Annotated in this window: 14 protein-coding genes; 2 read left to right on the top strand and 12 right to left on the bottom strand. The window is 65.4% G+C overall.

The window, feature by feature from the left end; all coding sequences use genetic code 11:
- The 4 genes from B0W88_RS26550 to B0W88_RS26535 all read right to left on the bottom strand — a co-directional run.
- A partial coding sequence (locus B0W88_RS26550) for a hypothetical protein (RefSeq protein WP_144006989.1) occupies positions 1 to 440 on the bottom strand: 440 nt, incomplete at its 3' end.
- Between the two features lie 32 nt (positions 441 to 472).
- Positions 473 to 2,569 carry a histidine kinase dimerization/phospho-acceptor domain-containing protein gene (locus B0W88_RS26545; RefSeq protein ID WP_077037595.1) on the bottom strand — a complete coding sequence of 699 codons (2,097 nt, stop codon included), beginning with the start codon at positions 2,567 to 2,569 and terminating at the stop codon, positions 473 to 475.
- 108 nt (positions 2,570 to 2,677) lie between these two features.
- Positions 2,678 to 3,772: an MBL fold metallo-hydrolase gene (locus tag B0W88_RS26540; protein ID WP_077037597.1), complete on the bottom strand. Its 1,095-nt coding sequence runs from the start codon at positions 3,770 to 3,772 to the stop codon at positions 2,678 to 2,680.
- Between the two features lie 5 nt (positions 3,773 to 3,777).
- Complete coding sequence (locus tag B0W88_RS26535; RefSeq protein WP_077037594.1) at positions 3,778 to 4,434, bottom strand: peroxiredoxin; 657 nt, start codon at positions 4,432 to 4,434, stop codon at positions 3,778 to 3,780.
- A gap of 140 nt (positions 4,435 to 4,574) precedes the next feature.
- Here B0W88_RS26535 and B0W88_RS26530 point away from each other — a divergent pair, with 140 nt between their 5' ends.
- The gene (locus B0W88_RS26530; RefSeq protein WP_198937944.1) at positions 4,575 to 5,363 is read left to right on the top strand and encodes a fumarylacetoacetate hydrolase family protein; all 789 of its coding nucleotides are present in this window, start codon (positions 4,575 to 4,577) and stop codon (positions 5,361 to 5,363) included.
- A gap of 23 nt (positions 5,364 to 5,386) precedes the next feature.
- On the top strand, positions 5,387 to 5,707 hold the full coding sequence (locus tag B0W88_RS26525; RefSeq protein WP_077037592.1) for an EthD family reductase: 321 nt from the start codon (positions 5,387 to 5,389) through the stop codon (positions 5,705 to 5,707).
- A 40-nt stretch (positions 5,708 to 5,747) separates the two neighbouring features.
- Here B0W88_RS26525 and B0W88_RS26520 read toward each other — a convergent pair whose 3' ends face one another.
- The 8 genes from B0W88_RS26520 to B0W88_RS26485 all read right to left on the bottom strand — a co-directional run.
- Positions 5,748 to 6,077, bottom strand: coding sequence for an antibiotic biosynthesis monooxygenase (locus B0W88_RS26520; RefSeq protein WP_077037596.1), 330 nt, complete (start codon positions 6,075 to 6,077; stop codon positions 5,748 to 5,750).
- A gap of 57 nt (positions 6,078 to 6,134) precedes the next feature.
- Positions 6,135 to 6,440, bottom strand: a complete 306-nt coding sequence (locus tag B0W88_RS26515; RefSeq protein ID WP_077037591.1) for a DUF2442 domain-containing protein — start codon at positions 6,438 to 6,440, stop codon at positions 6,135 to 6,137.
- A gap of 80 nt (positions 6,441 to 6,520) precedes the next feature.
- A complete protein-coding gene (locus B0W88_RS26510) occupies positions 6,521 to 6,961 on the bottom strand; it encodes a GNAT family N-acetyltransferase (protein WP_077037590.1) in 441 nt (146 codons plus the stop codon).
- 54 nt (positions 6,962 to 7,015) lie between these two features.
- Complete coding sequence (locus tag B0W88_RS26505) at positions 7,016 to 7,417, bottom strand: hypothetical protein (RefSeq protein ID WP_144006988.1); 402 nt, start codon at positions 7,415 to 7,417, stop codon at positions 7,016 to 7,018.
- A 112-nt stretch (positions 7,418 to 7,529) separates the two neighbouring features.
- Positions 7,530 to 8,051 carry a DUF2199 domain-containing protein gene (locus B0W88_RS26500; protein ID WP_077037588.1) on the bottom strand — a complete coding sequence of 174 codons (522 nt, stop codon included), beginning with the start codon at positions 8,049 to 8,051 and terminating at the stop codon, positions 7,530 to 7,532.
- A gap of 82 nt (positions 8,052 to 8,133) precedes the next feature.
- On the bottom strand, positions 8,134 to 8,793 hold the full coding sequence (locus B0W88_RS26495; RefSeq protein WP_083749088.1) for a PDZ domain-containing protein: 660 nt from the start codon (positions 8,791 to 8,793) through the stop codon (positions 8,134 to 8,136).
- A gap of 6 nt (positions 8,794 to 8,799) precedes the next feature.
- The gene (locus tag B0W88_RS26490; protein ID WP_077037586.1) at positions 8,800 to 9,324 is read right to left on the bottom strand and encodes a hypothetical protein; all 525 of its coding nucleotides are present in this window, start codon (positions 9,322 to 9,324) and stop codon (positions 8,800 to 8,802) included.
- Between the two features lie 65 nt (positions 9,325 to 9,389).
- Positions 9,390 to 9,753: DUF4440 domain-containing protein (locus B0W88_RS26485; RefSeq protein ID WP_144006987.1), on the bottom strand; the 364-nt coding region annotated here is incomplete at its 5' end.

Raw genomic sequence — 9,753 nt, 5'->3', positions numbered from 1 at the left:
CCCAGGCGCAGGCCGCCTGCCGGCTTCTCCATCGCCAGGGCCGGGTCGGCCGGCGCCTCGCCCGCGGCATCCACCAGCAGCAGGCCGCTTTCGGTGCGGATGCCGAGATAGGTGGAGAGCGGGTCGTAGCGCATCGCCGTGCGCAGCGCCTGCAGCTGCACTTCGCGCGAGGGATGCTGGCGCTCGCCGAGGTCGGTGGCGATGTTCTGGATGCTGAAGATCGGCTGGGCCAGCAGCTCGGTGATCGAGGTCTGCATGGCGATGGCCACGTCTTCCTGGTTGCGGTGCGCGGTGGCCCACACCTGCGCGCGGTCCTGGAACACCAGCCACAGGGCGGTGGCGGCCAGCAGCAGCACCGCCAGCGCCAGCGCGGCGGCCGAGCGCCGGTAGCGCCGCTGGAAATCGGCGCTCTCGGGCGTGGCAGGCGGGGCAACGGTCATGGTGGGGCCGCGGGACGGGGCGGCAGCAATCGTCAGGCCCCGAACGGTAGCGGATGGCTCTGCGCATGCCCGCCGGGCGGCATCGCCAAGGGCCCCAGCAGCGCGAACAAATGCGCGGGCTGAAGCGGTTTGGCGAGCTGTTCGTCGCAGGCCGCCGCGCACGCCTCCTGCGCCGGCCGATCCGCCGGCCCGCCCGCGGCCGACAGCGCCACGATGCGCACCAGCCGCCCGCCCGGCAGCGCGCGGATCGTGCGGGCCGCGGCGGCGCCGTCCAGCACCGGCAGCGCCGGGTCCAGGCAGACCAGCGCCGGGTTCCAGGTCTGGAACAGGCGCACGGCCTGCTGGCCGTCACCGGCCTCGCGCACCTGGCAGCCGGCCTGCTCCAGCATCTGGCGCAGCTGCTCGCGCGCGGCCTCGTCGGCATCGGCCACCAGCACCCGCATCGCGCCGGGCAGCGGCTCGCCATGCGGTGTCTCGCCGCGCGACAGTTCCAGCACCTCGTCGATGCGCGCCAGCAGCTGGCGGCCGGCCGCCTCGATGGTGGCGAGGCGGCGGCGGCTCTCGTCAGTGCATTGCGCGTCCATCTGCAGCAGCTGCACGAAGCCCAGGATCGCATTCAAAGGCGTGCGCAGCTCGTGGCTCATCTGGGCCAGGAAGGCGCCCTTGGCGCGGCTCGAGGCCTCGGCCTGCTCGATGGCCACGGCCAGCTCGCGGGTGCGCGCCTCGACGCGACGTTCCAGCTCGTTGCGGTAGCCCTCCAGCTCCTGCTCGCGCTGCACCCGCTCGCTGACGTCGCGGAAGCTCCAGACCAGCCCGCCCGCGCGGCCGTTGGGCAGCAGCATCGGATGGGCGCAGCTCTCGAAGACGCGGCCGTCCTTGAAGCGCAGCGCGCGCGGCAGCTCGCGTCCGCGGGCCTCCAACTGGGCGGCCTCCAGGTCCTCCAGCAGCAGCGCCGGGTCGACGAGCTGGTCCAGCGCGGGCTTCAGCGTCATGGCGTCCGAGGCGCCGGGCTGCGGCTCGGGCAGGCGCCACATGCGGGCGAAGCGCTGGTTGCCGTGCAGCACGCGGCGGTGGCGGTCCACCACCAGCAGGCCGTTGTCAGTCGCTTCCAGCGTGCCGTGCAGCGTCGTCAGCGTGCGGCCCTGGCGGCGCCAGGTGCGGCGCAGCTGCCAGCCGGCCAGCCCGGTCAGCAGCGCGAACACGGCCATCACCAGCGCCGCCAGCACGCACTGCTCGCGCCACGGCGCCAGGGCCTCCCGCGTGGCCAGGCCCACCGACACCCAGTAGGGCCGCGCATCCAGCTTGCGCAGCGAGACGATGCGCTCGATGCCGTCGGTGGGCGAGGTGATGGTCAGCGTCGCGGCGGCGGTGCCCTCGCGCAGCGCCTGCAGCACCTGCCCATGGCGCATCCGCCGGCCCAGCGTCTCGTTGTCGCTGGGCATCGGGTGGCGGGCCAGCATCACGAAGTCGCCGTCGGAGATCAGGCTGACGCTGGGATGCGCGCCGAGCTGGAGCTCGCCGAACAGCGCCGGGAAGCGCGCCAGCTCCACGCTCGCGTAGACCACGCCGGCGAACTGGCCCCGCCCATCCAGATAGCGCCGCGCGAACACCAGCACCGGCTTGCCGTTGGTGCGGCTGACCAGCGGGCCCTGGCCCAGCATGGCGTTGGCACCGGGCTCGCGCAGGCGCAGGAAGTAGTCGCGCCCGGCCAGCTGCACCGCGCCGGAGCCGCGCGGCAGCCCGTCGCCGGCCCGCACCTCGCCCTCGGCATCGGAAAAGCGCAGCGTGTTCAGGCCCGGCACGCCGGCCACCAGCCGCTCCATCGTGGCGTTGATCGCGGCGGCGTCCACACGGCCGCCCGGCCGCTGCAGCTGCTGCTCCAGCTCGTTGCCGACGGCCGAGAGCAGCAGGTCGATCTGGTCCAGCATGCCGCCCAGCGAGCGGCCCAGCGTCAGGCTGGTGTTCTCGGCCCGCTCGCGGGCGTGCTGGAGATGCAGGCCATGGCTGACCCACAGGCCCAGCGCCAGCGCCAGCGCGAACAGGCCGTTGGCCAGCCAGACGACGCGCCACAGGCCCCGCGACAGCTCGAAGCCCGCCAGCGCACCACGCCGCCACGCCGCCACGCCCATCGATCGAACCCTCGCCAGCGCGGTCTCTCGTACGGACCTTCGAACCTGCCCTGGAACCGTGTCAATGATGGCACAGATGCGCCGCTGAACGTCGGCGTCAGGAGCGGCTCAGCTGTCGCCCTGCTCGAACGGCAGCGCCTCCGCCCGCCAGCGCAGCATGCCGCCGGCCAGGTTGGCCACCTGCGAGAAGCCGGCCTTGGTCAGCAGCACGCTGGCCTGGGCGGAGCGCGCGCCCGAGCGGCAGATGGTCACGACGGGGCGGGTCTTGTCCACGCCCTGCCCCGCGCCGGCCGCCAGCTGCGCCAGCGGCAGCAGCCGCGCGCCGGGGATGTGGCCGAGGCCGGTCTCGAACTCCTGCGGCTCGCGCACGTCGACCAGCTGGATCTCCTGCGCTGCGTCGGCGGCCAGCGCCTCGGCGAGCGCCTGCGCCTGGATCTCCCAGATGCCGCTGAAGCTCAGGGTTACGGGCGCCCAGCCGGGGGCGGCCGGGGCGGCATCCGCGCCGTCGTCGGGCCGGCCGCAGCGCAGGTTGGCCGGCACGGCCAGGTCCATCAGCTTCGGGTGCGGCAGGCCCAGGTGGTTCATGTAGCCGGCGAAGTCGGCCTCGTTGGCATCGCCGCCCAGGCGCGGGTTGTAGCGCTTCTCCTCGGCCACGCTGGTGACGGTGAGGCCGCGGTAGTCATGGGCGGGATAGAGCAGGCATGACGCCGGCAGCGACAGCAGCAGCTGCTGCTGCACCGACTGGAACAGCTGCGCCGGGCTGCCCTGCTGGAAGTCCGTGCGGCCGCAGCCGCGGATCAGCAGCGCATCGCCGGTGAAGGCCATGGCGTGGTCGTCCAGCACATAGCTCAGGCAGCCGTTGGTATGGCCCGGCGTGGCGCGCACCTCCAGGTGCCGGGCACCGAAACGCACTGTGTCGCCATGGCGCAGCAGCCGGTCCGCGTTGGCGGCGCCGGCGGCCTCTGACAGCAGGATCTGGCTGCCGGTGGCGGCCTTGATCAGCCAGGCGCCGGTGACGTGGTCGGCATGGACATGGGTGTCCAGCGTGGCCACCGGGCGCAGGCCCAGCTCGCGCAACAGCGCCAGATCGCGCCGGGCCTGCTCGAACACCGGATCGATCAGCAGCGCCTCGCCCGACGCCGCATCCCCCAGCAGGTAGGTGTAGGTGGAGGACTGCGGGTCGAAAAGCTGGCGGAAGATCAGGGACATCAGCTCTTGGGTTGCGGTGTCGTGCGCAGGTAGGGCTTGATCGTCTTGAAGCCGGGGAAGGACTTCTCGGCCTCCTCGTTGGAGACGGCCGGCGTGATGATGACGTCCTCGCCCTGCTTCCAGTTCACCGGCGTGGCGACCTTGTGCTTGGCGGTCAGCTGCATCGAATCGAGCACGCGCAGGATCTCGTCGAAGTTGCGGCCGGTGGTCATCGGGTAGGTGAGCATCAGCTTGATCTTCTTGTCCGGGCCGATGACGAAGACCGAACGCACGGTGGCGTTGTTGGCGGCGGTGCGGCCGTCGGAGCCGACTTCCTCGGCCGGGAGCATGTTGTACAGCTTGGCCACCTGCAGGTCGGCGTCGCCGATCATCGGGTACTTGACGGCGGCGCCTTGGGTCTCCTCGATGTCCTTGGCCCAGTCGGCGTGGCGGGCCACCGGGTCGACCGACAGGCCGATCAGCTTGGCGTTGCGCTTGGCGAACTCGGGCTCGATCTTGGCCATGTAGCCGAGTTCGGTGGTGCAGACCGGCGTGAAGTCCTTGGGGTGCGAGAACAGCACGGCCCACTGGTCGCCGATCCAGTCATGGAACTTGATCGGGCCCTGGGTGGTCTCGGCGGTGAAATCGGGAGCGACGTCGTTGATGCGAAGGGACATGGCAGGTCTCCTTGGTCAGTGAGAGGTGTGCGATAGGTGCAGAGCCGATCAAGTATGCCCTAACGGACCGTCTCGACGGCGCCTCCGCCCTCGCCTAATCTTCGACGCTTCATATGCAAAAAACGAGGAGACCGCCCGACATGGACCGCCGCTCGATGATCACCACCTCGGCCGCGATGGCCACCGGCGCCGTCGCCGGTTGCGCGCTGCCCGGCCAGGCCGCCTCGGACAGGCCGGCCACGCCCTTCGAGGTGCAGGCCAGCACCATCGCCATCGTCGGCAGCGCGCAGCGCTTCCCGGTGCGCCGCATCTACTGCATCGGCCGCAACTACGCCGCCCATGCGCGCGAGATGGGCAGCGACCCGACGCGCGAGCCGCCCTTCTTCTTCCAGAAGCCGGCCGACGCGGTGCAGAACGTCGCACCCGGCACCATCGCCGACCACCCCTACCCGACGCTGACCAGGAACTACCACTACGAGATCGAACTGGTGGCCGCGCTGGACAAGGGCGGGCGCAGCGTCAGCCCCGAGCAGGCGCTGGACCTGGTCTACGGCTACACGATCGGCCTGGACATGACGCGGCGCGACCTGCAGCGCGGCATGGGTGACCAGAAGAAGCCCTGGGAGATTGGCAAGAGCTTCGACATGAGCGCGCCGATGGGGCCGCTGCACCGCGTGGCCGATACCGGGCATTTCAGGCAGGGCGCGATCTGGCTGAAGGTGAACGGGCAGACCAAGCAGAGCGCCGACCTGCGCGACATGATCTGGAGCGTGGCCGAGCAGATCAGCCAGCTCTCGCAGGCCTTCGAACTCAAGCCAGGCGACATCATCTACAGCGGAACGCCCGAGAATGTAGGCCCGGTGGTGCGCGGCGACGTGATCGAAGGCCATATCGACGGCCTGCCCAACCTGGGCGTGCGCATCGTCTGAACCCCACGACGGAGACAGCCATCATGATCAAGGTCAGCGTCATGTACCCGAACAAGCCCGGCGCCCGGTTCGACCACGGCTACTACCGCGACAAGCACATGCCGCTCGTCAAGGAACGCATGGGCGACGCCTGCAACTTCTACACGGTGGACAAGGGCCTGGGCGGCGGCGCGCCGGACACCCCGGCCACCTACGTGGCCATGTGCCACATCTTCTGCGACTCGGTGGAACGCTTCCAGGCCGGCTTCGGCCCGCACGCGGCCGAGATCATGGGCGACATCCCGAACTACACCGATCTGCAGCCGGTGGTGCAGATCAGCGAGGTGGTGGTGGGGAACGCCTAGCCGGCTGGCGGCACTGGGGCGGAGCAGTGCGCCATGCCGGTCACGCTGCCGGCGTGATGGCCCCCACGTGGCCAAGGCCTGAATCGCCATAGGTCCGGATGACTTGGGCAATGATGACCTGATACCCCGCAAGCCAGTTGCCCTGCCCTGCCTTGGCTTCCAGATGGCGGGGATGCTGCACGAGCTGCTGAAGGGCCTCGAGCGACTCCCAGTAGTAGACGTTCGAGACCAGGCCCGCAGCCGTGTTCTCCCACGCTTCTTCACCCAGATAGCCCGGGATGGCCTTCGCAGCCGCCGCGATCTCCTGGTCGAGGCGGTGAAACGCGTCGTCGAGTTGCTTGGTGGCGAAGATGAAGGTGGAGGAGTACATGGTGGAACTGCGAAGACTGAGCTGAGGGGTGGCCAACGACACCCGGTACGCCGCAGCCTAACGTTTGAATTCAGCGGCGCCGTTAGGCGTCGGCTGGAACTGCGGGTTAGGCCTCATCTTGGCAATGAGGGGAAAGGACTCTGGGCGACGGATTGATTCAACGGAAAGGTCGACGTCCAACTGCGGCCAGTAGAGATGATCCTGACTAGGCCACTCGACATCGGTGAGTTGTTCAATCGTGGCACGCCTGAACCACGGGAAGTCAACAAACGGGACGAGCAACTCCTCGCTGTCCAAGAGTAGCCAGAAACCGTGCTTGGACACATGAGTGACCTCACTGACCGAAGTGGTGATTCCAGGCATTTCGGATCTCGTCGACATGGCTCTCAACGATGGCTTGTGCTTCCCGCTGTTGTCGGGTAGGCGTCCGCTGGAATGACGGGTTAGCCGGCATTTTGCGTGGCCAGCGAGAAGAGCGCGAGCGAGGTGCGTTCCTCGGCGCCGACAGAGCGCCAAAAGGCCAGACCAGATGCGTTGGACTTGAACACAAGAAGATGAGTCTTCTGAATGCCCTCGGAAAACAGCGCTGCCAGACCGCGCCGCAACAAGACGCGCCCAATGCCTTGCCTACGATTACCCGGGGCAACCACTAGATGATGAATCAGGCCTCGCCGGCCATCGTGGCCGCAAAGAACTGTACCGACAACTTGATCTGCCTGTAAGGCAACGAAGCTGAGGCCTGGGTTGCGCAGCAAGAAACTCCTGAGTGCCGGCGGTTCGTCGGCGCTGCTGAGGCCGACGCCTTCCGATCCGTCCCATAACGATCTGGCCGGCGCGATATGCGATGGCTCGAATGCAACGAACGAGACGAGACTTTCTGGCATGACGGCTAACGATTGCGTTCAGCCGCGCCGTTAGGCGTCGGCTGGAACTGCGGGTTAGCCGGCATGGCGCACCCGCTCTTGCACAAAGAAGTTGATGCGCTCAGCAATTTCCTCTGCGGGCGTGTCAACACAAAAGAGCTGCACAACCTTACGTTCGTAGTAGCGCTGCCCTCCCACCACGCGTGCCTCCATTTCCAGCAAAACGCTGGTAGCACCAGGCCAGGCGTTCGCTGTTGGACCGCCTGGAATGGCGTACTTGATTGCAGAGATTGGCACCTTGGAGCCCAGATCTCGGCCATATGCAATTTCCGTCCGCCCGACCTCAAACACCGGCCTAGTAAACGGACTGAGTTTGAGGATGACCGCCGACACGACCAGACCCCAAGAGACCGCAAGAATCATGATGACGCCGGCCTTCAGACCGACCCATGTCAGGGCGACCAAGATCACGAACATCGGGGTCAGGCTGGCAATCAGCTTTGGCCTTGAGTAGTAGACGAACCTATCCACGAATGACGGCTAACGTTTGAATTCAGCGGCGCCGTAAGGCGTCCGCTGGAATGAAAGGTTAAGCCTCATGGAACGACCGCTCCGCGATTTGCTGCGCTCGCGACACCGAAATTCCATGGACTTGATCGAGCACCAATGGGTCGTCCTCGGGGTCACCCCGGTGAAGGACTACCTTTGGACGCTCGCCGCCAAGTTGCACCACTACATCAGCCGCGCGTGAACCGTCGTACGGATAGGCTGGAATTGAGTTGCAGACCCAGCCGAAGAAACCATCACCGTCGATAGGCGAGTCGTAGGTTTCGACGTAGCGAGTAAAGCTCTTCTCACTCAGCGAGACCCAAACCCCCCAGAGAAACGGCTCTTCGACGCCGTGAATCGGTACTTCCAGAACGGCACGAACGAAGTAGTCCGTGCCCTCTTCGTGCGTGATCGTGCAGAAGTCGCTACTGATCTTGCCCATCGCCGCGCGTTGCTCGTCAGACAGGCAGGCGTACTGATCGGGCATGCGATATCCAAGGCTCGGAGATCCCTCATGGATCTCGCCGCAGCATGTGCATTTGAAGGCGAAGATGGCGGCCATAGTAGCTGGTGAGGCTTAACGATTGCGTTCAGCCGCGCCGTTAGGCGTCGGCTGGAACTGCGGGTTAGCCCACGTTTCCACGCTATTCGGTTGCAAGGGCGTCAACCCTTGTTACGCCTAAACGGAATGAGAGAATTTCAAAGGTACGACGAACTACGATGGTGACCTGAGTCCCTGGCTCCATTGCGCCAATCTCTAGTGCAAATTTCTTGGCACTCATGACCGGCGCGTCGTTCAATCGAATTATGAAGTCGCCTTCTTTGATTCCTGCGGTTGCGGCGGGTGACCCCGGGGCAATGTGGGCGACATAAGCTGGCCGTGTATCACTAAGCCCTATTCCCACCACGCCACGGGAACCCTTCTTTTTTTCGACCATCTCCTGAAGGAGTCGGAAATTCTGTTGCTCGTCGAAGATGGTGGAGATCATTTCGTCGAACTTCCCGTTGCGATGAAAGAAGTCCATGCACCATGCCCTGCTGCGAGGGAGGTCCGCGCTCGCACCTACGGCACTTGAGTCGTTCCAGCGTTCCAACGAGACGTAGTTAGAGTTGGCTTTGGCGAATTCGAAGAACCCATCTTCGAAGAAGTCTTTCATATCTGGAAAGGCCTTCGTGCAGTTCTGCCGTTGTTGCAGGAGCCCTAAACGCAACATTTCGACCAGTTCCGAATCGACTGCCCATGCGGATCCGGATGTAGATCCGATGAGGCAAGCGATCGTCGCCGTAGCGAGATGGATCTTCATAGTGGGCTAACGATTGCGTTCAGCCGCGCCGTCAGGCGTCGGCTGCAACTGCGGGTTAGGCATCCTGTACTTCTTTCGAGCAGCACGATACAGATCCTCCGCGGCAGTTTCGCCTTTCATTGCCTTCATGAGGTTCAGCAAGTGCATCGGTATAAGTGCGAACAAGCCCACAATCAAGAATGTCGTCATGCCGCTCCGAGGTTCCGGAAGCGACGTAACGGTGAATAGAAGGATGAGATTGACGCCGATAAGAATGAAGGCCAGCTGAGTCCGCGTCTCTGCTTGATTTGCCTTCTGATTCGCCAACGTCAACAAGGTCGGGTCAGCGGCGATCTTCGACGCCTTTTCGTCAAACTCTCGATCGCGCGCCTCGCGAGCGAGCCTGCGGCGCGAGGATCGTCCGTCTAGCCATTTGTCTAGCGGCGGCTTGGCATAGGAACTGACGAGATTTATCGCTAGACCAACAAACACTACAGACAGCCACCAGTACCAAGAGCTAAGGTCGTTCGCGAATCGGCTGATGCTGTCCATGCGCGGATTGTGATGGCTAACGTTGAAATTGAGAGGCGCCGTAAGGCGTCCGCTCGGATGACCAGTTAGGCCGCACTCTGACCGCCAGACACAGGTGATGAAGGTTGGTACGGTGTGCCTTGATGAAAGCGCATCACCCACCGACCGTCGATATGAGACCAGATTGAACTGCGATGGGCGTACTCGACTACGCCGTTGTACAAGGCTTCCGAGTCGTAGGTAATCTGTACCGTATTGACATCCAACATGCGCAGCTGCAAGTTCGGCAGGGGCAGCTTTGCTTGGATGGGCGAGGCGTCAGTGCAAATGATTTGCTCGCGCGAGTAGGTTCGTCCAGATCGCCCGAACTCCACGAAGTCCGAAGCGAATCGCTGTTCTTGAAATGTCAGGTCGAAGCGTGACTCCACGCGCCACATGGACTCTTCAAGC

The sequence above is a fragment of the Pelomonas sp. KK5 genome (assembly GCF_001984095.1).
Classification (GTDB): Bacteria; Pseudomonadota; Gammaproteobacteria; order Burkholderiales; family Burkholderiaceae_C; genus KK5.
The sequence above is the reverse complement of the archived record's forward strand: the minus strand, read 5'-3'. Positions and strand labels throughout refer to the sequence as shown.

What these genes read in the sequence shown, in the direction of transcription:
- B0W88_RS26545 (WP_077037595.1), bottom strand. Translation starts at nt 2,569, where the DNA reads ATGGGCGTGGCGGCGTGGCGGCGTGGTGCGCTGGCGGGCTTCGAGCTG.
- B0W88_RS26535 (WP_077037594.1), bottom strand. Translation starts at nt 4,434, where the DNA reads ATGTCCCTTCGCATCAACGACGTCGCTCCCGATTTCACCGCCGAGACC.
- B0W88_RS26530 (WP_198937944.1), top strand. Translation starts at nt 4,575, where the DNA reads ATGGACCGCCGCTCGATGATCACCACCTCGGCCGCGATGGCCACCGGC.
- B0W88_RS26525 (WP_077037592.1), top strand. Translation starts at nt 5,387, where the DNA reads ATGATCAAGGTCAGCGTCATGTACCCGAACAAGCCCGGCGCCCGGTTC.
- B0W88_RS26520 (WP_077037596.1), bottom strand. Translation starts at nt 6,077, where the DNA reads ATGTACTCCTCCACCTTCATCTTCGCCACCAAGCAACTCGACGACGCG.
- B0W88_RS26515 (WP_077037591.1), bottom strand. Translation starts at nt 6,440, where the DNA reads ATGCCTGGAATCACCACTTCGGTCAGTGAGGTCACTCATGTGTCCAAG.
- B0W88_RS26510 (WP_077037590.1), bottom strand. Translation starts at nt 6,961, where the DNA reads ATGCCAGAAAGTCTCGTCTCGTTCGTTGCATTCGAGCCATCGCATATC.
- B0W88_RS26505 (WP_144006988.1), bottom strand. Translation starts at nt 7,417, where the DNA reads ATGTTCGTGATCTTGGTCGCCCTGACATGGGTCGGTCTGAAGGCCGGC.
- B0W88_RS26500 (WP_077037588.1), bottom strand. Translation starts at nt 8,051, where the DNA reads ATGGCCGCCATCTTCGCCTTCAAATGCACATGCTGCGGCGAGATCCAT.
- B0W88_RS26495 (WP_083749088.1), bottom strand. Translation starts at nt 8,793, where the DNA reads ATGAAGATCCATCTCGCTACGGCGACGATCGCTTGCCTCATCGGATCT.
- B0W88_RS26490 (WP_077037586.1), bottom strand. Translation starts at nt 9,324, where the DNA reads ATGGACAGCATCAGCCGATTCGCGAACGACCTTAGCTCTTGGTACTGG.